At 66.5% G+C, this 20,769-nt stretch carries 20 protein-coding genes; all 20 read left to right on the top strand.

Annotation, left to right across the window (positions count from 1 at the left end; genetic code table 11):
• Positions 1-2: 2 nt before the first annotated feature.
• The 20 genes from dacB (at position 3) to dhaK (ending at position 20,768) form a co-directional block, all read left to right on the top strand.
• Positions 3-1,430 (top strand): D-alanyl-D-alanine carboxypeptidase/D-alanyl-D-alanine endopeptidase, encoded by a 1,428-nt coding sequence (gene dacB, locus QNO03_RS11355; protein ID WP_289603373.1) that lies wholly within the window; start codon positions 3-5, stop codon positions 1,428-1,430.
• Positions 1,431-1,491: 61 nt separating this feature from the next.
• Complete coding sequence (locus tag QNO03_RS11350) at positions 1,492-2,643, top strand: Rv3626c family coenzyme F420 biosynthesis-associated protein (protein ID WP_289603372.1); 1,152 nt, start codon at positions 1,492-1,494, stop codon at positions 2,641-2,643.
• A 6-nt stretch (positions 2,644-2,649) separates the two neighbouring features.
• Entirely contained in the window at positions 2,650-3,813 is a 1,164-nt protein-coding gene (gene tilS / locus QNO03_RS11345) for a tRNA lysidine(34) synthetase TilS (RefSeq protein ID WP_502874579.1), read from the top strand.
• Positions 3,814-3,850: 37 nt separating this feature from the next.
• A complete protein-coding gene (gene hpt / locus QNO03_RS11340; RefSeq protein ID WP_227912540.1) occupies positions 3,851-4,402 on the top strand; it encodes a hypoxanthine phosphoribosyltransferase in 552 nt (183 codons plus the stop codon).
• Positions 4,403-4,594: 192 nt separating this feature from the next.
• Positions 4,595-6,685 carry an ATP-dependent zinc metalloprotease FtsH gene (gene ftsH / locus QNO03_RS11335; protein WP_289603371.1) on the top strand — a complete coding sequence of 697 codons (2,091 nt, stop codon included), beginning with the start codon at positions 4,595-4,597 and terminating at the stop codon, positions 6,683-6,685.
• 70 nt (positions 6,686-6,755) lie between these two features.
• Positions 6,756-7,370 (top strand): GTP cyclohydrolase I FolE, encoded by a 615-nt coding sequence (folE, locus tag QNO03_RS11330; RefSeq protein WP_229945696.1) that lies wholly within the window; start codon positions 6,756-6,758, stop codon positions 7,368-7,370.
• Between the two features lie 7 nt (positions 7,371-7,377).
• Positions 7,378-8,283: a dihydropteroate synthase gene (gene folP, locus QNO03_RS11325; RefSeq protein ID WP_289603370.1), complete on the top strand. Its 906-nt coding sequence runs from the start codon at positions 7,378-7,380 to the stop codon at positions 8,281-8,283.
• A gap of 4 nt (positions 8,284-8,287) precedes the next feature.
• Positions 8,288-8,680: a dihydroneopterin aldolase gene (gene folB / locus QNO03_RS11320; RefSeq protein ID WP_289603369.1), complete on the top strand. Its 393-nt coding sequence runs from the start codon at positions 8,288-8,290 to the stop codon at positions 8,678-8,680.
• On the top strand, positions 8,677-9,168 hold the full coding sequence (gene folK, locus QNO03_RS11315; RefSeq protein ID WP_229945686.1) for a 2-amino-4-hydroxy-6-hydroxymethyldihydropteridine diphosphokinase: 492 nt from the start codon (positions 8,677-8,679) through the stop codon (positions 9,166-9,168). Before folB ends, folK begins: the two co-directional genes overlap by 4 nt.
• A 4-nt stretch (positions 9,169-9,172) precedes the next feature.
• The gene (locus QNO03_RS11310) at positions 9,173-9,661 is read left to right on the top strand and encodes a DUF3180 domain-containing protein (protein ID WP_229945684.1); all 489 of its coding nucleotides are present in this window, start codon (positions 9,173-9,175) and stop codon (positions 9,659-9,661) included.
• The gene (locus tag QNO03_RS11305) at positions 9,654-10,166 is read left to right on the top strand and encodes a PH domain-containing protein (protein ID WP_229945683.1); all 513 of its coding nucleotides are present in this window, start codon (positions 9,654-9,656) and stop codon (positions 10,164-10,166) included. The genes QNO03_RS11310 and QNO03_RS11305 overlap by 8 nt, the downstream gene beginning before the upstream one ends.
• Positions 10,163-11,839: a PH domain-containing protein gene (locus QNO03_RS11300; RefSeq protein ID WP_289603368.1), complete on the top strand. Its 1,677-nt coding sequence runs from the start codon at positions 10,163-10,165 to the stop codon at positions 11,837-11,839. The genes QNO03_RS11305 and QNO03_RS11300 overlap by 4 nt, the downstream gene beginning before the upstream one ends.
• Positions 11,826-12,749 (top strand): Rossmann-like and DUF2520 domain-containing protein, encoded by a 924-nt coding sequence (locus QNO03_RS11295; RefSeq protein WP_229945676.1) that lies wholly within the window; start codon positions 11,826-11,828, stop codon positions 12,747-12,749. The genes QNO03_RS11300 and QNO03_RS11295 overlap by 14 nt, the downstream gene beginning before the upstream one ends.
• A gap of 37 nt (positions 12,750-12,786) precedes the next feature.
• A complete protein-coding gene (panC, locus tag QNO03_RS11290) occupies positions 12,787-13,689 on the top strand; it encodes a pantoate--beta-alanine ligase (RefSeq protein ID WP_229945673.1) in 903 nt (300 codons plus the stop codon).
• Between the two features lie 131 nt (positions 13,690-13,820).
• A complete protein-coding gene (lysS, locus tag QNO03_RS11285; RefSeq protein WP_289603692.1) occupies positions 13,821-15,275 on the top strand; it encodes a lysine--tRNA ligase in 1,455 nt (484 codons plus the stop codon).
• Between the two features lie 276 nt (positions 15,276-15,551).
• Positions 15,552-15,878: a histone-like nucleoid-structuring protein Lsr2 gene (locus QNO03_RS11275; RefSeq protein WP_229945668.1), complete on the top strand. Its 327-nt coding sequence runs from the start codon at positions 15,552-15,554 to the stop codon at positions 15,876-15,878.
• Positions 15,879-15,987: 109 nt separating this feature from the next.
• On the top strand, positions 15,988-18,495 hold the full coding sequence (locus QNO03_RS11270) for an ATP-dependent Clp protease ATP-binding subunit (RefSeq protein WP_289603367.1): 2,508 nt from the start codon (positions 15,988-15,990) through the stop codon (positions 18,493-18,495).
• Between the two features lie 157 nt (positions 18,496-18,652).
• Entirely contained in the window at positions 18,653-19,168 is a 516-nt protein-coding gene (locus QNO03_RS11265) for an amino-acid N-acetyltransferase (protein WP_289603366.1), read from the top strand.
• A gap of 227 nt (positions 19,169-19,395) precedes the next feature.
• Positions 19,396-19,572, top strand: coding sequence for a CsbD family protein (locus QNO03_RS11260; protein WP_227920630.1), 177 nt, complete (start codon positions 19,396-19,398; stop codon positions 19,570-19,572).
• Between the two features lie 194 nt (positions 19,573-19,766).
• On the top strand, positions 19,767-20,768 hold the full coding sequence (dhaK, locus tag QNO03_RS11255) for a dihydroxyacetone kinase subunit DhaK (RefSeq protein WP_289603365.1): 1,002 nt from the start codon (positions 19,767-19,769) through the stop codon (positions 20,766-20,768).
• Position 20,769 lies beyond the last annotated feature (1 nt).

The following is a 20,769-nucleotide window of genomic DNA, read 5'->3' as shown; positions in this document are numbered from 1 at the left end:
ACATGTCTCGGATGTTCTCCGGCACGCTGCTGGCCCTTGCCTTTGCGGTGCTGCTGGTTCCACTGGCCTGCTATGCCCTCCCGCCCGTTGCCGAAGCAGTGACCGGCTCGCGGCTGGAGCGTACCGAGGTTGTTCCCGGGTATCTGCGGGCACCTACTGAACTGGCCGGCAGCGGTCCCGTTTCAGCCCCGAAACCGTCGGATCCCCTGCCTGACCAGGAGACGTTGGGGCGGCTGCTGGATGCCGAGCTCGACGTGGACGGCAGTGGCGCCTTCTCCGCGGTGGTGCAGGACGTACTGACGGGAACGGTGCTCTATGACCGCAACGGCACCGCCGGTCAGGCTCCGGCCTCCAGCCTCAAGGTCCTGACCGCTGCCGCGGCACTGTCCGCGATGGACGGCGGCACCCGCTTTCCCACCACTGCACTGCCGGGGGAGGATCCCGGCACCGTGGTCCTGCGCGGCGGCGGCGATGTGCTGCTGACGGCGGGCCCGTCGGATCCGGAGTCCGTGGCGGGGCGGGCCGGACTGGCCACCCTCGCCGAGCAGACCGCCTCGGCGCTTGCCGCAGCCGGGACCGCAGGCCCGGTAAAGGTCCTTGTGGACGACTCCCTGTTCACCGGGCCGGCGCTCTCTGATGCCTGGGGAGAGGCCGACGTCGAGGCCGGCGAGATTGCGCCTGTCTACTCCCTCGCCGTGAGTTCCGCCTGGGCAGAGGAAGGCACCGGGCCGGGGCCGCGCGTGGACGATGCCGCCCTGTCCGCGGGGGAGTCCTACCGCGCCGCGCTTGCCGAAGCCCTTTCCGGACAAGGCATCGCCGTAGAGCCGGACGTGGAACGCGGCACCGCTCCCGACGGGGCCGCCGCCCTGGCCGAAGTCCGCTCCGCACCGCTGACACAGCAGGTCGACTACATGCTGTTGAACTCGGACAACTACCTGGCCGAGGTGCTGGCCCGGCTCAGCGCCGCAGCCTCGGACCGCGAAGCATCCTTTGCCGGGGGGATCGAGGCCGTCAAAGCCGAGGTCGCCGGCCTGGGCGTGGATACCGGAACGATGGTGCTTGGTGACACCAGCGGGCTGTCCGGGGAGACCTCGGTCTCCGCCGAGCAGCTGACCTCGTTGATGCAGATCCTGCTGACCACCCCGGACCCCGATCTGCGCGCAGTTGCCGGCGGGCTCCCGGTTGCTGCCCTGAGCGGCACCCTTGCCGACCGCTACGACGGGAACACGGATTCCGGTGCGGCAGGAATTGTCCGGGCCAAGACGGGGACCCTGCTGGCGGTGACCTCCCTGAGCGGCTATGCCACGGACGCGGACGGCAGGGTGCTCGCGTTCACCTTCATTGCCAGCGGGTTGAACGGAAACACCCAGCAGGCGCGTGACGCCGTGGATTCCGCCGCAGCAGTGGTGGCCGGGTGCGGCTGCCGGTAATACCGCCGCAGCGTTCCCCAAGGTGGTGCGGCCACGCGGGGCAATGTGGTCGAATGGACCAATGGAGAGCAACGAGCGAGGCCATCGAACCCCTGTACCCCAGAACAGCATGCCCTCCGGCGCGCCGTCGCTCGTGAACTGGGACCTGGCCGCATCCACCGCTGCCGCCATGGTGGCGCCGGGTCCAAAGATGTCCGCCCGCGAGATCCGCACTGCCGTGGCTGAGTTGCGGGCCGCCGCCGAGGCATCCGTGGCGCACGTCCACCGCATCACCGGGCTGGAGGCCGCCCGGGACCTGCGGGATTCGGACGTCCTGATCGTGGACCGGGCCTCGTGGGCCCGCGCAAACTCGCAGAGCTTCTCAGTCTTGATGGGTCCGGCCCTAAAGCACCTGGCCGAGACCCGCCCGGAGCAGCTGGCCGCCGCCAACACGGCGCTGGGCGGAACCATGACCGGCGCGCAGCTGGGCACCATCCTCGCCTTCCTCTCGAGCAAGGTCCTGGGCCAGTATGATCCCTTTGCCGCCCTGGGCGGCGTAGGCAAACCCGGTGGACGGCTGCTGCTGGTGGCGCCGAACATTGTCACGCTGGAACGCGAATTGAACGTGGAACCCGCCGATTTCCGCCTCTGGGTCTGCCTGCACGAGCAGACGCACCGGGTGCAGTTCGCCGCCGCGCCGTGGCTGCGGGAGCACATGCTGGAGCAGATCAGCCAGCTCTCCAACGGCATGATGGACAAGGCGCAGACCATTTCGGAGCGGCTGGGCTCCGCCGTGAAGGCGCTGGCAGCCCCCAAGGGCGGCGTGGATGCGGACGGCGTGCCGAAGAAATCCGTGGATCTGCTCTCCCTGCTCCAGGATCCGGAGGACAAGGCACGCCTCTCCCACCTGACCGCCGTGATGTCCCTCCTGGAAGGCCACGCAAACGTGGTGATGGATGCCGTGGACGCGAGCATCGTGCCCAGTGTCAAGACCATCCGGCAGCGGTTCAACAACCGCGGGGCCAAGCGCACCTGGATCGACCGCTTCTTCCGCCAGATCATGGGCCTGGACGCCAAAATGCGCCAGTACAGCGACGGCGCCCGCTTTGTCCGCGCCGTCACTGACTCGGTAGGCATGGAAGGCTTCAACCGCGTGTGGGAGCGCCCCGAAAACCTCCCGACCGAAGCGGAGATCCACTCCGCGGACCTTTGGATTGCCAGGATGGGACTGTAACCGAACGTGCTCGACGAAGACCGCAACACCTCCACTGCCGCAGACAGCACACCCCACGGAAGCCCCGGAAACACCGGCGGATCCGTCCGTCCAGCACCGCGGGTGCGCAAGCGGCTCCTGCCAACGCTCGGGGACGCCCGCAACAGCATCCGTGACACCCTGCGCGACGCCGGCCTGGCTCCGGGCGGAGAGCAGCCGCCGCTGATCCTGGTTGCCTGCAGCGGCGGCCCCGATTCCCTGGCCCTGGCCGCCGCAGCATCGTTCTTCTCCCGGCGCGGGGACTACCGCGTGGGCGCCGTCGTCGTGGACCACGGGCTGCAGCCCGGCAGCGCCGAGGTGGCGGTGCAGGCGCGGGACAAACTGGAACGGATGGGACTGGAGCCGGTGCTCGTCCGGCAGGTGGAGGTGCCTGCCTCCGGCATGGGACCCGAAGCCGCCGCCCGGACGGTCCGCTATGCGGCGCTGGACACCGCCGTGGCGGAACTCGGGGCCGACGCCGTCCTGCTGGGGCATACCCTCGATGACCAGGCCGAGCAGGTGCTGCTGGGCCTGATGCGCGGCTCGGGCACCCGTTCGCTGGCCGGAATGCCCGCCGTTCGGGGAAAGTACCTGCGGCCATTCCTGTCCCTGCGCCGGGAACAGACTCTGGAGATCTGCGAAGACGCCGGACTGGATCCGTGGCACGATCCCAGCAACCGCGACCCGGCCTACGCCCGGTCCCGGGTGCGGACCGAGGTGCTGCCGTTCCTGGAGGACAAACTGGGTCCGGGCATAGCCGAGGCGCTGTTCCGTTCCTCACGTATCCTCTCCGCCGATGCCGACTACCTGGACGCCGTGGCGGCGCAGGCATTTGCGGAGCTGCGTGCCGCCGCCCCGCAGGGAGACACCACTGGTTCCGAAGAGCTCCTGCTGCCCGAAGCGCAGCTGCGTGCCCTTGCCCCGGCCGTCCGCCAGCGGGTCCTGGCCCTGGCCGCGGTCGAACTCGGTGGTGCACAGCCGAGCTACGAACGCCTTGCCGCCGTCCAGGCCCTGCTGCGGCGGACAGGTTCGGCCGGACCGGTCCAGCTGGTGGGGAAAGTCAGTGTGTACCGCCAGCCCCGGGCCAAATCGGTTCACCACGGTGCCTCAAGCTATGGCAATCTTGTGTTTAGGAAAAAGAGCAGCACCTAACATCCAAGCTGCAACACTGCGCACCCGGGAGTCATTCGTGGATTCACACGACGTCCAGTCAGATCTCAAGCACGTTCTCTACACCAAGGAACAGATCCAAACCCGGATCACAGAACTGGCGGCCGAAATTGACCGCGACTACGCCGGCCGCGACGTCCTGCTCGTCGGCGTGCTCAAGGGTGCCGTGATGGTGATGGCGGATCTGTCCCGCGCCCTCCACAGCCACGTGACCATGGACTGGATGGCGGTGTCCTCCTACGGCTCCGGCACGCAGTCCTCCGGTGTGGTCCGCATCCTCAAGGACCTGGAAACCGACCTGCTCGGCAAGCACGTGCTGATTGTCGAAGACATCATCGACTCCGGCCTGACCCTCTCCTGGCTGCGCACCAACCTGGAATCCCGTGGACCGGCCAGCGTGGAAATCTGCACCCTGCTGCGCAAGCCGGACGCTGCCAAGGTCGAAATCGACGTCAAGTACGTCGGTTATGAAATCCCCAACGAATTCGTCGTCGGCTTCGGCCTCGACTTTGCCGAGCGGTACCGCAACCTGGACTTCATCGGCACCCTGGCGCCGCACGTCTACGAATAGCACCGGCGGCTCCGGCCCCGTTCCTCCCCTCCCTCTCCACCGGGACTGGCTCTGACGGGACGCTACGCCCTGAGGGAACTAAACCCCGCTCCGGACCGTGTTCTTCTGGGGGACGGTGTATAGCTAGTAGGTAAATTCCGCGCATACCAGCGTTGTTGATCAGGAGGGACGGGGCTTTAGCCCTGACGACGAATGAAATCCAAGAACTTCTTCAAGGGCCCGGCCATTTGGATCGCGCTGGCATTGGCTGCTCTTTTGATCATCCTGCCGAGTCTTTCCGGCACGGGTGCCAAGCAGGTGGATACCAAGGAAGGCCTGGAACTCCTGCAAAACAAGGATGTGTCGCAGGCAAAGATTTACGACGGCGACCAGCGCGTTGACCTGACATTGACTGACGAAGCAGCCAAAGACAAGGACAGCGCCGATGTGCAGTTCTACTTCGGCACTGCCCGTGGCGAGGAAATTGTCGACGCGGTCAATGATTCCGGAGCGAACTTCACCGACCAGCCGGTGCAGACCAATTGGTTCACCAGTTTCCTGGGATTGTTCCTGCCGTTCATCATCATCGGCCTGATCTTCTGGTTCCTGATGTCCCGCATGCAGGGTGGCGGCTCGCAGGTCATGAAGTTCGGCAAGTCCAAGGCCAAGCTGACCAACAAGGACATGCCGCAGGTAACCTTCGATGATGTCGCCGGTGCTGACGAAGCCGTTGAGGAACTCCACGAGATCAAGGAATTCCTGCAGGATCCCGCCAAATTCCAGGCCGTGGGCGCCAAGATCCCCAAGGGCGTGCTGCTCTACGGTCCTCCCGGAACCGGTAAGACCCTGCTCGCCCGCGCCGTCGCCGGCGAGGCGGGCGTGCCGTACTACTCGATTTCCGGTTCCGACTTTGTCGAAATGTTTGTTGGCGTGGGTGCTTCCCGTGTCCGCGACCTGTTCGAACAGGCCAAGGCCAACTCACCGGCCATCATTTTCGTGGACGAGATCGACGCCGTCGGCCGGCACCGCGGAGCCGGCGTGGGCGGCGGCAACGACGAACGCGAGCAGACGCTGAACCAGCTGCTGGTGGAAATGGACGGGTTTGACGGAAACAGCAACGTCATCCTGATTGCCGCCACCAACCGTCCCGACGTCCTGGACCCGGCACTGCTGCGTCCGGGCCGCTTCGACCGGCAGATCGGCGTCGAAGCCCCTGACATGCAGGGCCGCCTGCGGATCCTGGAAGTCCATGCCAAGGGCAAGCCGATGGCACCGGGCGTAGACCTCGAAACCGTGGCCCGCAAGACTCCGGGCTTCACCGGTGCGGACCTGGCGAACGTGCTCAACGAAGCAGCGCTGCTCACCGCGCGTTCCAACGCGGATCTGATTGACGACCGCGCCTTGGACGAAGCCATCGACCGCGTGATCGCCGGCCCGCAGAAGCGCAGCCGCGTGATGAAGGAACTCGAGCGGAAAATCACCGCGTACCACGAGGGTGGCCACGCCCTGGTGGCCGCGGCGCTGCGCAACACCGATCCGGTGACCAAGGTGACCATCCTGCCGCGCGGACGCGCCCTGGGTTACACCATGGTCCTTCCGCAGGATGACAAGTACTCCATCACCCGCAACGAGCTGCTGGACCAGCTGGCCTACGCCATGGGCGGCCGGGTCGCCGAGGAGATTGTCTTCCACGATCCCTCCACGGGTGCCTCGAACGACATTGAGAAGGCCACCTCCACGGCCCGCAAGATGGTCACGCAGTACGGCATGAGTGAGCGGATCGGTTCGGTCAAGCTTGGTTCCGGCGGCGGAGAGCCGTTCCTGGGCCGGGACATGAGCCAGGAACGGAACTACTCCGACCAGGTGGCCTACGTGGTGGACGAGGAGGTCCGGCGCCTGCTGGACAACGCGCATGACGAGGCGTACCAGATCCTCACCGAAAACCGCGATGTCCTCGACCGGCTCGCCCTTGAGCTGCTGGAACGCGAGACGCTGAACCAGGCGGAGATTGCCGAGGTGTTCTCCGACGTGCGCAAGCGCGACGTCCGTGAAGTCTGGCTGTCCAAGCCCACCCGGCCCGTGCACAGCATGCCGCCGGTGGTCTCCGCGAAGGAACGGCGCGAGGCTAAGGAAATCGGCGCCCCGGATCCGGCCTCCGTTGCTCCGCAGGACCAGATTGCCGACGCCGACCTGCCGCAGGACTTCGACGTTGCCGGCAACGGAATGCCGCAGAGCAGCGGCCAGGGCAGCCACTCCGGCCGGAGTGGAAACTCCGGCAGCGGCAACACGGCACCGGACGCGTAGGCGGACGGGCGGCCTTCGTAGGCCGCCCGCTCCCGCCGGGGAAGGAAGTTCCGCGCGATAGGATCGACCAGTGACGGATTTCGATGATGAGCTACTGACCGCCGAAGCGGCGGCAGATTCCCCGGTGGACCAGCCCCGGATTGAACGGGCCGTCCGGGAGATCCTCCTCGCTATCGGGGAGGACCCGGACCGGGACGGATTGAAGGAAACCCCCAGCCGGGTGGCGAAGTCCTACACGGAAATCTTCGCGGGGCTGCACCAGAGCCCCTCCGACCTGCTGGCTACCACCTTCGACCTCGACCACGAGGAATTGGTCCTGGTCAAGGACATCGCCTTCTACTCCACCTGCGAACACCATCTGGTCCCGTTCCACGGCAGCGCGCATATCGGCTACATTCCCTCCCACGAGGGCAAGGTGACCGGTCTGTCCAAGCTGGCCCGGCTGGTGGAGGTCTACGCCCGCCGGCCCCAGGTGCAGGAACGGCTGACCACCCAGATCGTGGACGCCCTGATGACCAATCTGTCTCCCCGCGGTGCCATAGTGGTTATCGAATGCGAGCACCTGTGCATGTCGATGCGCGGGGTCCGGAAGCCGGGTGCCAGGACCGTAACCTCCGCGGTGCGCGGACAGCTGCGCGAGACCGCGACGCGCGCAGAAGCAATGAGCCTGATACTCGGACGATAGGACCACCATGGATTCACTCGCTGCCGCACCCGGCACCGGACCGGCAACCTCGCCGCTGCCCGTACTGCGGCCCGCACGCCGGGCCCGCACGTTCTCCGACCTTCCCACGGACCGCACGCTGGTTATGGGAATCCTCAATGTCACGCCCGATTCCTTCAGCGACGGCGGCCGCTTCGCCGACACCGATGCCGCCATCCGCGAGGGACTGAAGCTGCATTACGAAGGCGCCGACATTATCGACGTCGGCGGTGAGTCCACCCGGCCGGACTCGGTGCGGGTGTCCCCGGAGGAGGAGCAGGAACGGGTGCTGCCCGTGGTCGAAGCCCTGGTGAAGGCCGGCGCGCTGGTCAGCATCGACACGATGAATGCGGCCACCGCGGAGAAGGCCATCGCGGCAGGCGCCGCCATCATTAACGATGTGTCCGGGACCGAAACCGATCCGGACATGCCCGGGCTGGTTGCCCGCACGGGTGTCTTTTACATCCTGATGCACAGCCGCGGCGATGTCCGCAGCGACGACCCCAACGCCGACTATGGAGACGTTGTCGACGAGGTTGCCGGAGAGCTGGCGAAGATCCGTGAGCGGTTCTACGCCGCCGGCGTTGCCCCCGAGCAGATCATCGTGGATCCGGGGCTGGGCTTCTCCAAGAACGAAGGCCACAACTGGGAACTGCTGCGCGGCATCGACCGCCTCGGTGCACTGGGGCACCGCGTGCTCGTCGGCGCATCCCGCAAGCGTTTCCTGGGCTCGCTGCTCACCAGCTACGGAAAGGCGGCGCAGCCCCTGGAGCGTGACAACGCGACGGCCGCAGTGTCCGCGCTGGCGGCGTCGTCGGGCGTATGGGCGGTGCGTGTACACAACGTGCCGGCCAGCCTCGACGCCGTCAAGACCACCGCGGCCTGGAAGGGATAGGCGGATGTCCGGAATTTCCAGCCCGGCCTCCCCGCGGGACCGGATCACCCTGAGCGGCATTACCGCCACGGGCTTCCACGGCGTTTTCCCCGAGGAGCGGCGGGATGGGCAGCCCTTCGTGGTGGACCTGGTCCTGTTCACCGACCTGGGCCCTGCAGCAGCCACGGATGACCTGACACTGACGGCGCACTACGGCGAGGTGGCCGAGCGGGTAGTACAGGTCATCACGGGGGAGCCGCTGAACCTGATCGAGGCCCTCGCGGGCCGGATTGCCGACGCCGTCCTGGCCGGCTTCCCGGTACTGACCGCAGTGGAGGTCACGGTGCATAAGCCGAAGGCACCGATCACCGTGGAATTCGGGGATGTTGCCGTCACCATCCACCGGGAGCGGGCATGAGTACCGTGCACGCCGTCCTGGCGCTCGGCAGCAACCTGGGTGAAAGCCGGGATACCCTCTCCACCGCCGTGGCAGACCTTGCGAACCACCCGCAGGTGCAGCTGAGCGCGGTTTCCCCCGTGGTCCGCACCCGGCCGGTGGGCGGTCCTGAGCAGCCGGACTACCTCAACCTCGTGGTTGCGGTGGAAACCGAGCTGGAACCGCACGCCCTGCTGGCCCACTGCCAGGCAGTCGAGGCCCAACACCACCGCGAACGCATCGTCCGCTGGGGTCCGCGCACGCTCGACGTCGACATCATCACCTACGGCGACCTGCACCTGGATGACGAGGACCTCACCATTCCGCACCCCCGTGCCGCGCAGCGGGCCTTCGTCCTGCAGCCCTGGGCCTGGATGGAACCGGACGCCCGGCTGGACTCGGTGCCCGTAGCCGAGCTGGCTGCCCGCGCCGAGGACCTTCCCGGACTCGAAATCTTCGAAGGAGAATGAGTTCGTGAGCACCATCCGCTACCGCTGGCTGGCCGTCATCTGCCTCGCCGCCGGCCTGGTCGGCTGGTCCGCTTACTCGATCCTGGACGGCTCCCCGGCACCAGTGCTGAGCTCCGTGGCGCTGGTGGCCATCATCCTGGTGACAGGCGCGACCCTGGTTCTCGGGCTCCGGGTGCGCCGCTGGCGCAACGGCCGGCGCGACCGCGAACTGGACCCCATAGCCGCCGCCCGGACAGTGGTGCTGGCGCAGGCCCTCGCTTATGCCGGTGCCCTGCTGCTGGGCTGGCATGCAGCGGTTTTCCTGGCACAGCTGCCCCTGTGGTCGCTGCGGCCGGGCCACGCAGCCACCTGGGCTTCGCTGACCGTCAGCATCGGCGGGATCCTGATGATTGCCACCGGACTGACCGTGGAGCGGTTCTGTAAGCTCCCACCTGAGGACAAGGACGGCACCGGACCCGTTCCCGGCTCGGGAGACGGAGGAGAATATGCCTAGCGAAGCAATCGATCCGGCTGCAGTGCAGTGGCAGCGCGTATCACCGAAGTACCTCCGCCTGCGGCTGCTGAGCTGGGGGATCGAAACCGTCATCACACTGCTGGTCACCGGATTGCCCCTGGTGCTCCGCCTCACCGGCATCTGGCCCGGATATCCGGCGTGGCTGGCCTGGGGCCTGCCGGTCTTCTTCGCAGTGCTCCTGTTGTGGCGCGGGCTCCTGCTTCCGCGGCAGGTCCGCTCCATTGGTTTCGCCGAACGCAACGAGGACCTGCTGCTCCGCCGCGGCCTCTTCTTCCAGCGCACCCTGGTGGTTCCCTACGGCCGGATGCAGTACATCGACGTGGCGGTCGGCCCCCTGGAACGGGCCTTCGGCCTGTGCACCCTGAAACTCCATACCGCCGCCCCCGGCACCAATGCCGGCATTGCCGGGCTGCCCGCGGATGAGGGTGCCCGCCTGCGGGAGCATCTCTCCGCACGCGGCGAAGCGCAGCTGGCCGGGCTGTGACTGCCGGCGCCGCTCCCGGTCCGGAGGGGGACCGGCATCCCACCGCAGCGGATCCGGCACAGCAGCCGGAGCCGGAGTGGAAACGGGTCCACCCGGTCTCGCCCCTGGTCCGCGGCTGGATAGCCCTGGCCGCCCTGGCCTACTTTGTCGGCCGCGACCAGGTGGAATCCGGGTTCTCCGACGGCGGTGTGCGCCTGCCCGAGGGCCCTGCGCTTGGCTGGACGCTGCTGGCCCTGGGGATTGCCCTGGTGGTTATTGCCGGCGCCTTCTTCCTATCCTGGTGGTTCACCCGCTACCAGCTCACCGCCGATTCCATCCGGGTGCATTCCGGAGTGGTGGTACGCCGCCAGCGGCAGGCACGGCTGGACCGCGTGCAGGCCATCGACATTGTCCAGCCCCTGCTCGCCCGCATTTTCGGGCTGGCGGAACTGCGCTTTGAAGTGGCCGACGCCGGCGAGTCAGCGGTGCGCCTGGCCTTCCTGCGGCTCCCGGACGCCCAGGCGCTGCGGACGCGGATCATGGCGGATGCTTCCGGCGCCAGGAACTCCCAGCCCGACGGCGGCGGTGGCGCCGGCGGAAAAGACACCGCCGGCAGCCTTACCGTTCCCGCGGAGCAGCAGGTGCTGGCACTGTCGCCGGGACGGGTACTTGCCGCTGCCCTGCTGTCCGGAACCACCGTCCTCCTGCTAATGGCCGTTGCGGGCGTCATCGTCCTGACCGCGGTCACGGGTGAAGCGGCATCCATCGCCGCCATGGTGCCCATTATTTTCGGCTTCGGCAGCGCCTATTGGGGGTTGTTCAGTTCCGGCTTCAACTTCCGGGCGTCCGTGTCACGCGAAGGCATCCGGATCCGCTCCGGCCTGCTGGACACCCGCACCTCCACCGTCCCGCCGGGCAGGATCCAGGCTCTCGCGATCCGGCAGTCACCGCTTTGGCGGATCCCCGGGTGGTACTCGATTTCCGTAAATGTTGCCGGTTACGGGGTCGGCAGCAGCAGCGAATCCACCGCCCGGACCCGGCTGCTGCCCGCAGGCACGGCCGAGGAGGTCCTCCGGATGCTGGCCCTGGTCCTTCCGGACCCCGGAACCGGGGACCCCGTGGGGGTTTTTGCCGCCGGTATGGACGGAACAGGGACGGCAGGGGGCTTCACTGTCTCGCCCCGCCGTGCCCGCTGGCGCTCCCCGCTCTCCTGGCGCCGGAACGGCTACCTGGTGACGGAGACCGCAGTCCTGGCCCGGCACGGCTACCTGTGGCGGTCCCTGGAGGTGGTTCCGCACAGCAGGACCCAGTCCCTCGCCCTCCAACAGGGCCCGGTACAGCGTCCGATGCGCCTGGCGAACCTGATCCTGCACTCCACGCCCGGACCGGTTTCTCCCCGGGTAGTGGAAATCGATGCGGACACCGCCCGGCGGCTCCTCGACGAACAGTCGCTGCGCGCCCGCACCGCCCGCCGCCGGGATCTTCCGGAACAGTGGCTGCGCGGGAGCGGCCCTTCCCTGGCCAAGGCCGCCCCGGTGGCGCCCCTCCCACCATCCCTCCCGCCACCCGTTTCTCCACCCCTCCCACCGTCCCTCCCACCGTCCCTCCCGCCACCCGTTTCTCATCCCCTCCCACCGTCCCTAGTTACCCCTGCCCCCGTCTCCGAGGAGGAGCCTCCCCATGAACACCGCTGATTCCGCCAGTGTCGAAGAACGCCGGCGCCGCGGCCGCCTGGGTATCGGCGTGATCGGCGCGGGCCGGGTCGGTGCCGTCCTGGGGGCGGCCCTGCGTGCCGCCGAGCACGCCGTCGTCGGGGTGTCCGCGGTGTCCGACGCCAGCCGCGAACGCGCCGAAAACCTCCTTCCCGGCGTTCCGATCCTGGAAATACCGGACATCGTGGAGCGGTCCGAACTGGTCCTGCTCGCCGTGCCGGACGACGCCCTGGGCCCGCTGGTCTCCGGCCTGGCCAAGACCGGTGCCTGGCAGGCGGGCCAGCTGGTGGCGCATACATCCGGACGGTTCGGTACCGAGATCCTGGCCCCGGCCCGCGCCGCAGGTGCCATCCCCCTGGCCCTGCACCCGGCCATGACCTTCACCGGGATGAGCCTGGACCTGACCCGCCTGGCGGACTGCTCCTTCGGGATCAGCGCCCCGGCAGCCGTGCTGCCGATTGCCCAGGCGCTCGTGGTGGAGATGGGTGCCGAGCCGGTGGTCATCGATGAAGCGGACCGGGTGCTGTACCACGCGGCGCTGGCCCATGCGTCGAACCACCTGGTCACCCTCGCCGCCCAGTCCACGCAGCTGCTTGCGGGGCTCGGCGTCGAACACCCGGACCGGCTCCTGGGTCCGCTGATGCGTGCATCGCTGGAAAACGCCCTGGCCTCCGGCGAAGGCGCACTCACCGGTCCGGTGGCCCGCGGGGACGTCGGAACCGTTTCCGCGCACACCCAGGCACTTGCCGAGGCCGGCTCGGAAGACCTCCGCGCCGCCTACTCGGCTCTCTCCGCCGCCACGGCCGCCCGGGCCGTGGACCGGGGCCTGCTCACCGCCCAGCAGGGTGAAGCGATTCTGGCCGCACTCCGGCTGGACCCCGAAACACCCTAAAACACCCTGACAACCGCAAAACACATACCAAAGGACAGTGTTGAACACCCCCCGCCTCGTCACCACAGCCGCCGAACTGCGTTCCGCCACGGCGGAGCTGCTTCAGCAAGCGGCTGCCGCCAACCCTTCCCGCCTTCCCTCGCTCGCGCTGGTTCCCACCATGGGCGCCCTGCACGAGGGCCACGCCTCCCTGATGGGTGCGGCGCGGGCGGAGAACGACGTCGTCACCGCCTCGGTGTTCGTCAACCCCCTCCAGTTCGACGACCCCGCCGACCTGCAGCGTTACCCCCGCACCCTCGACGCGGACCTGGAACTCCTGGGCCGGGCGGGTGTGGACCTGGTCTTCGCCCCCTCCGAGGCTGAGATGTACCCCGGCGGCGCGCCGCTGGTGCGGCTGAGCGCGGGCACCATGGGCACCCGCTGGGAGGGAGCTTCCCGCCCGGGACACTTCGACGGGGTGCTCACCGTCGTAGCCAAGCTCTTCCACCTCGCCGCACCCCCGGTACCGGCACGCTTCCGGGCCTACTTCGGACAAAAGGATGCCCAGCAGCTGGCCCTCATCCGCCGCATGGCCGCGGACCTCAACTTCGCCGTGGAGGTCACCGGCGTGCCGATCGTCCGTGCCGCGGATGGTCTCGCCGAATCGAGCCGGAACCGCTTCCTCGACGACGGCCAGCGGCAGGCTGCACTCGTGCTGTCCAGGGCGCTGACCCTGCTGAAGGAACGCGCGGCTGCGGGCGGGCCGCTGGACCTGGCGTCCGCCGTCGAACTGGTCGCGCAGCAGCCCGGGGTGGAGCTGGACTACTTCGCGGTCGTGGACCCGCAGACCCTCGAACCGGTCCGAGCGGCTGCCGATGAACCGCTGACCGGGACCGCGCTGGCCCTGCTGGCCGCGCGGGTGGGTCCGGTCCGCCTGATCGACAACGCACTCCTGCCCTAGCAGGAGGCTCCGAACCGTACCCGGCAGGGAGGTACGGAGCGCAGGAACGGGGAGCGGCGCTTTGCTCTGTAAACTTAACTACCGTGACCACATCTAACCCCGTTCCCGAAGCCGCAGACACCTCCGAACAGATGCGCATCCGTGCCGAGAAGCGTGCGCGGCTGATTGACCGCGGGGATGAGGCCTACCCGGTGGGGGTGGAACGCACCGCCTCGCTGAAGGAAGTACGCGAAAAGTTCGGCCACCTGCAGGCCGACGAAGCCAGCGGCGAGACCGTGGGCGTCACCGGCCGCGTGGTGTTCATCCGCAACACCGGCAAGCTCTGCTTCGCCACCCTGCAGGAGGGTGACGGAACCCGGCTGCAGGCCATGCTCAGCCTCGCCGTCGTCGGCGAGGAATCCCTTGGGGACTGGAAGTCCCTGGTGGATCTGGGTGACATTGTCTTCATCCGCGGCGAGGTCATTTCCTCGCGCCGCGGCGAGCTCTCCGTGATGGCGCAGTCGTGGTCCATGGCGTCCAAGGCCCTGCGGCCGCTGCCGGTGCTGCATGCCGGGCTGAGCGAGGAAACCCGTGTCCGCCAGCGCTACGTTGACCTGATGGTGCGCGAGGAAGCGCGCGACATGGTCTACAAGCGGGCGGCGATTGTCCGGGGTGTCCGCGACACCCTGCACAACCACGGCTACGTCGAGGTGGAAACACCCATGCTTCAGCTGGTCCACGGCGGAGCCGCGGCCCGTCCGTTCGAGACCCACCTGAACGCCTTCGACCAGAAGATGACCCTGCGCATCGCCACCGAGCTTTACCTCAAGCGGGCCGTGGTGGGTGGAATTGAGCGGGTGTTCGAGATCGGGCGCATTTTCCGCAACGAGGGCGTGGACTCCACGCACTCCCCGGAATTCACCACGCTCGAATGCTACGAGGCCTACGCGGACCAGTTCGTGATGGCGGAGCGGATGAAGGAGATCATCCTGCACTGCGCCGACCTCATGGGCAGCCGGCAGATCGAAACGCCTGCCGGAACCATCGACCTCGACGGCGAATGGCGGTGGCTGAGCGTGTACCCCGGGCTTTCCGAGGCCGTCGGCACGGAAATCACACCGGAGACCGACGCCTCAGTGCTGCGGGAAATCGCCGCGGCGCACGATGTCTCGGTGGACCCCAAATGGGATGCGGAAAAGCTGGTTATTGAACTGTTCGGCGAAATCGTGGAACCGAACCTGCTGCAGCCGACGTTCGTGTACGACTACCCGCCCTCGGCGCAGCCGCTGGCCCGGCCGAACCGCAATGATCCCCGCCTCATCGAGGCGTGGGACCTGATCATCGGCGGCATGGAACGCGGCACGGCGTTCTCCGAACTTATCGACCCGGTGATCCAGCGTGAACGCCTCACCGAGCAGTCACGCCTGGCGGCAGGCGGCGATGATGAGGCCATGGCCCTGGATGAGGACTTCCTCCGGGCACTCGAGTACGGGGCTCCCCCCATGGGCGGTATTGGGCTGGGAATTGAGCGCCTTGTGATGCTTTTCACGAATACAGGAATCAGGGAAACAATTCTGTTCCCCCTCCTAAAGCCGGAAATGGGTTAACCATGGAATATGTCGAAGTTCTTCTGCCCTCAGTTTGTGTTGCAGCTCTCTTTTATTTCGTCATGAGGGCCCTGCTTAACTCGGATCGTTCCGAACGGAAGGCGCTTGCGGAGGCTGAACGGGAAGCTGACCAGAGTGTAGCCCATGAAACTTTGAAGAAACCGGGTGAAGTAGACAATAAATAGCCAAGTGCTTTGACGGGGCTTAACTAATTGCGTCATACTCTAAGTGGTCTCATAATTAGTCTTCCCATTTTTAGCTGCTTAGGAGCCTGTCATGGCACAAAAGGTAAAAATCATTCTCGTGGACGACGTCGACGGCGGAAGTGCGGATGAGACCGTACGGTTTGCCTTGGACGGGTCACAGTACGAGATTGATCTGTCAAAGGACAATGCGAAAACTCTGCGCGATGCGCTGAAGCCCTATGTTGATGCCGGCCGCAAGGTTGGGGGCCGCACCGGCCGCCCGCGCAGCGCCGGCTCGGCGCGCAGCAACGAAGCAGCACAGATCCGTGAATGGGCCCGCAAGAACGGCTACACGGTTTCCGAGCGCGGCCGCGTCAACAGCGAGATCATCGACGCCTACCGCGCCGCCCAGGGCTAGGCCTCGCGCCCGGGTCTTCCGCCCGGGTCTCACGCCCATGGCGAACAAGCTCCTATTGCACCCCTGGGGCACGTAGCATCGAATTACGCGTTAGCTAGGAGTGTGCCTCATGTTTGAAAGATTTACCGACCGTGCCCGTCGCGTTGTCGTGCTTGCCCAAGAAGAGGCCCGCATGCTCAACCACAACTACATCGGCACCGAGCATATTCTGCTTGGGCTCATTCATGAGGGTGAAGGTGTCGCTGCCAAGGCCCTTGAATCCCTGGGCATCTCGCTTGGTGCTGTCCGTGAGCAGGTACAGGAGATCATCGGTCAGGGCCAGCAGGCCCCGACCGGTCACATCCCCTTCACCCCGCGGGCCAAGAAGGTGCTGGAGCTCTCGCTCCGTGAAGCCCTGCAGCTCGGCCACAACTACATCGGCACCGAACACATCCTGCTCGGCCTGATCCGTGAAGGTGAAGGCGTTGCCGCTCAGGTGCTGGTCAAGCTTGGTGCCGACCTGAACCGGGTCCGCCAGCAGGTCATCCAGCTGCTTTCCGGCTACCAGGGCAAGGAGCCTGTCTCCACCGGTGGCCAGCAGCAGGAAGGCCAGCCCGCCGGATCGGTGGTGCTGGACCAGTTCGGCCGCAACCTCACACAGGCCGCGCGCGAATCCAAGCTCGACCCCGTCATTGGGCGCGAGCACGAAATGGAACGCGTGATGCAGGTGCTTTCACGCCGGACCAAGAACAACCCCGTCCTGATCGGCGAACCCGGCGTCGGCAAGACCGCCGTCGTCGAGGGCCTGGCCCAGGCAATTGTGCGCGGTGACGTGCCCGAGACGCTCAAGGATAAGCAGCTTTACACCCTTGACCTCGGTTCGCTGGTTGCCGGATCCCGCTACCGCGGTGACTTTGAGGAACGCCTGAAGAAGGTCCTCAAGGAAATCCGCACCCGCGGCGACATCATCCTGTTCATTGACGAGATCCACACCCTGGTTGGTGCGGGTGCCGCCGAAGGTGCCATCGATGCCGCGTCGATCCTGAAGCCGATGCTGGCCCGGGGCGAGCTGCAGACCATTGGTGCCACCACGCTGGATGAGTACCGCAAGCACATTGAGAAGGATGCCGCTCTGGAACGCCGCTTCCAGCCGATCCAGGTGGCCGAGCCTTCGGTGGCGCATGCCATCGAGATCCTCAAGGGCCTTCGGGACCGCTACGAAGCGCACCACCGGGTATCCATCACCGACGCTGCCCTCGCCTCTGCCGCAACGCTGGCCGAGCGGTACATCAGTGACCGGTTCCTGCCGGACAAGGCCATCGACCTGATCGACGAAGCCGGTGCCCGCCTGCGCATCCGCCGGATGACTGCTCCGCCCGAGCTGAAGGAAATCGACGAGCGGATCTCGGCCCTGAAGATGGAGAAGGAGTCCGCAATTGACTCCCAGGACTTCGAAGGTGCCGCTTCCCTGCGCGACAAGGAGCAGAAGCTCCAGGACCAGCGCGCGGAGAAGGAACGCCAGTGGAAGTCCGGCGGCCTGGATGACATTGCCGAGGTGGATGAGGAACTCATCGCCGAGGTGCTTGCCAACTCCACCGGCATCCCCGTGGTCAAGCTGAACGAGGAAGAGTCCACCCGCCTGCTGCGGATGGAAGACGAACTGCACAAGCGCGTCATCGGCCAGGACCAGGCCATCAAGTCCATCTCGCAGGCCATGCGCCGTACGCGGGCCGGACTGAAGGATCCCAAGCGTCCCGGCGGTTCCTTCATCTTCGCCGGACCCACCGGTGTCGGTAAGACGGAACTGGCCAAGGCCCTTGCGGAGTTCCTGTTCGGTGACGAGGATGCCCTCATCACGCTGGACATGTCCGAGTACGCCGAGAAGCACACTGTTTCACGGCTGTTCGGTGCTCCTCCCGGATACGTGGGTTACGAAGAAGGCGGGCAGCTGACCGAAAAGGTACGCCGCCGTCCGTTCTCCGTGGTCCTGTTCGACGAAGTGGAGAAGGCCCACTCGGACCTCTTCAACTCGCTGCTGCAGATCCTCGAGGACGGCCGCCTGACCGACGCCCAGGGCCGGATGGTGGACTTCAAGAACACCATCATCATCATGACGACCAACCTGGGTACCCGGGACATCTCCAAGGGCGTTATGACCGGTTTCCAGTCCGGCACGGACACCAAGACCGGTTACGACCGGATGCGGGCACGGGTTACGGAAGAACTGAAGCAGCACTTCCGCCCCGAGTTCCTCAACCGTGTTGATGACACCGTGGTCTTCCCGCAGCTGACCCAGGACGAGATTGTCCAGATTGTGGACCTCTTCCTGAACCGGCTGAGCCAGCGCCTGGCCGAGAAGGGCATGACCATCGAGCTCACCCCGGCTGCCAAGGTGCTGCTGGCAACCCGCGGCTACGATCCCGCCATGGGTGCCCGGCCGCTGCGCCGGACCATCCAGCGCGAAATCGAGGACCAGCTTTCCGAGAAGATCCTCTTCGGCGAACTGAAGCCGGGAGAAGTCATCTCGGTGGACGTCGACGGAGAAGGCGACGACGCGAAGTTCACGTTCGTGGGCAGCGGTGTTCCGAAGGCCATTGAGGAAGCCGCCTCGGCCATCGAAGCCGGCGTGCGGGACTAACCACCGCACAGCAGGACCAGCGCACAGCACAACCAGCACAGCTAAAGGATCCGGCGGGCACACAGCCCGCCGGGTCCTTTGCCATTAAGAAGCATTACCGCAGCCGGTTACAGGTGCAGTTTGGGCGCCGCCGCACCGGCGGTCCTAGACTGGGCCGGTGACTTCCGTACCCACCATCACCATCCGGCGCGCCCGGACTTCCGATGTTCCCGCCATCCGCGCCCTGGTGGCGCCCCTGGCCGATGAACGGGTCCTGGTGGCCAAGGAAGCGGTTGCCTACTACGAGGCGCTGCAGGAATTCCGCGTTGCGGAGGACGGGGATGGACGGGTTGTCGGCTGCGGCGCCCTGCACGTGATGTGGGAAGACCTCGCCGAGGTGCGCACCTTGGCCGCCGATCCCGCCCGGCGCGGCTGCGGAATAGGCCACCGGTTGCTGGAACAGCTGCTCGCCGACGCCGTGGACATCGGCGTCAAGAGGGTGTTCTGCCTGACGTTCGAGGTGGAGTTCTTCCAGCGGCACGGTTTTGTGGTTATGGCCAACCAGTCAGCGGTGGATCCCGAGGTCTATTCCGAGCTGCTGCGCTCCTCCGATGAGGGCGTGGCCGAGTTCCTGGACCTCGCCCGGGTGAAGCCGAACACGCTCGGAAACACGCGGATGATCCGGACTTTCTAGCCCGGCGCGGCACTGAGGGGGTGTTCGCAGACAGAGGAACCGGCAGGTCCCTGCTGGCCTTTTGCCTGCAGCGCTGGCTAAGCTCAGGGTACTTAGCATCATCAACGGTCCCGGCCGGAGCGCGGTATCCCAGCAGCTGTAAATCACGGCGGTTGGGAACGGCAGCAGTTGGAAACAGCGGCTGTTTCGCGGCAAGGACGGGCCACGATCAGAAAGCGGGTTCAGTAATGGGCGCAGATGACAAGATGCAGAACAAGGCCGAAAACCTGGGCGGCAAGGTCAAGGAAGGCGTTGGCAAGGCCACCGGCAACGAGCGCATGGAGGCCGAAGGCCACGGCGACCAGGCCAAGTCGAGCCTGAAGGATGCCGGCGAGAACGTCAAGGACGCTTTCAAGGGCAAGTAGGGTTTTACCGGAAGCGGGAGGGGTTCGCCCCTCCCGCTTTTTTTATGCCCGTTTTCCCTGCCTGGCGGTTGCCGTGCGGCGACGTGCCGGGCACCCTGTTGCACTTCCCCCGGCACGCGTAGGGTCGGATGGTGAGAGGGAGCCACAACGTGCGACGGGAGGCTCCGGAGGCCGTTCGCTAAGGAGCCCGCGCCATGAAGAAACTCATCAACAACCCGCGCTCGGTGGTGGCCGAGTCGCTCGAAGGATTCGGGCTGGCCCACCACGACCTGGTCCAGATCCATCTGGATCCGGATTACGTCCTGCGGCGGGACGTCCCCGTCGAGGGGAAGGTCGGGCTGGTTTCGGGCGGCGGCAGTGGGCATGAGCCGCTGCACAGCGGCTATGTCGGACGCGGCATGCTCACCGCCGCCGTTCCCGGTCCCGTCTTCACCTCGCCCACGCCGGACCAGATCCTTCCCGCCATCGTGAAAAGCGACTCGGGCTCCGGGGTCCTCCTGGTGGTCAAGAACTACACCGGCGACGTCCTGAATTTTGAGACCGCCGCTGAACTGGCCGGCGTCGAAGGCATCGACATCCGCACGGTAGTGGTGAACGACGACGTCGCGGTGGAGGACTCGCTCTACACGGCCGGCCGGCGCGGGGTTGCCGGTACCGTGCTGCTGGAGCGGATCGCCGGCGGCTCCGCGGACCGCGGGGACGACCTGGCCAAGGTTGCGGAGATCGCCGAACGGGTGAACGCCAACGTCCGGTCCATGGGTGTGGCCCTGGCGCCGTGCACGGTTCCGCACGCGGGGGAGCCGAGTTTCACCCTTGCCGACGACGAAATCGAAATGGGTGTGGGTATCCACGGCGAACCCGGCAGGCACCGGGTGCCCATGACCAACGCCGATTCGATTACGGACCAGCTTATGGATCCGGTGCTCAGCGATCTGGGTGTGGCTTCCGGCGACCGGGTGCTGCTTTTCGTTAACGGGATGGGCGGCACTCCGTTGAGTGAGTTGTACATTGTCTACCGCCGGGCGGCCCAGATCCTTGAAGACCGCGGTGCCCGGGTGGAACGTTCCCTGGTGGGCAATTACATCACCGCACTGGAGATGGAGGGGGCATCGGTTACGGTCCTGAGGCTGGACGATGAACTTACGGACCTGTGGGACTCGCCGGTGCTCACCCCGGCCCTGCGGTGGGGGGTATAGG

Source organism: Arthrobacter sp. zg-Y877 (genome assembly GCF_030373105.1).
Taxonomy (GTDB): Bacteria; Actinomycetota; Actinomycetes; order Actinomycetales; family Micrococcaceae; genus Arthrobacter_B.
The sequence above is the reverse complement of the archived record's forward strand: the minus strand, read 5'-3'. Positions and strand labels throughout refer to the sequence as shown.

Excerpts from the sequence above, each read along its gene's own strand:
- folB (WP_289603369.1), top strand. The coding sequence starts at position 8,288 with ATGTCCGGAATTTCCAGCCCGGCCTCCCCGCGGGACCGGATCACCCTG.
- QNO03_RS11305 (WP_229945683.1), top strand. The coding sequence starts at position 9,654 with ATGCCTAGCGAAGCAATCGATCCGGCTGCAGTGCAGTGGCAGCGCGTA.
- QNO03_RS11295 (WP_229945676.1), top strand. The coding sequence starts at position 11,826 with ATGAACACCGCTGATTCCGCCAGTGTCGAAGAACGCCGGCGCCGCGGC.
- dacB (WP_289603373.1), top strand. The coding sequence starts at position 3 with ATGTCTCGGATGTTCTCCGGCACGCTGCTGGCCCTTGCCTTTGCGGTG.
- ftsH (WP_289603371.1), top strand. The coding sequence starts at position 4,595 with ATGAAATCCAAGAACTTCTTCAAGGGCCCGGCCATTTGGATCGCGCTG.
- folK (WP_229945686.1), top strand. The coding sequence starts at position 8,677 with ATGAGTACCGTGCACGCCGTCCTGGCGCTCGGCAGCAACCTGGGTGAA.
- QNO03_RS11275 (WP_229945668.1), top strand. The coding sequence starts at position 15,552 with ATGGCACAAAAGGTAAAAATCATTCTCGTGGACGACGTCGACGGCGGA.
- QNO03_RS11350 (WP_289603372.1), top strand. The coding sequence starts at position 1,492 with ATGGAGAGCAACGAGCGAGGCCATCGAACCCCTGTACCCCAGAACAGC.
- lysS (WP_289603692.1), top strand. The coding sequence starts at position 13,821 with ATGCGCATCCGTGCCGAGAAGCGTGCGCGGCTGATTGACCGCGGGGAT.
- QNO03_RS11270 (WP_289603367.1), top strand. The coding sequence starts at position 15,988 with ATGTTTGAAAGATTTACCGACCGTGCCCGTCGCGTTGTCGTGCTTGCC.
- dhaK (WP_289603365.1), top strand. The coding sequence starts at position 19,767 with ATGAAGAAACTCATCAACAACCCGCGCTCGGTGGTGGCCGAGTCGCTC.
- QNO03_RS11260 (WP_227920630.1), top strand. The coding sequence starts at position 19,396 with ATGGGCGCAGATGACAAGATGCAGAACAAGGCCGAAAACCTGGGCGGC.
- folP (WP_289603370.1), top strand. The coding sequence starts at position 7,378 with ATGGATTCACTCGCTGCCGCACCCGGCACCGGACCGGCAACCTCGCCG.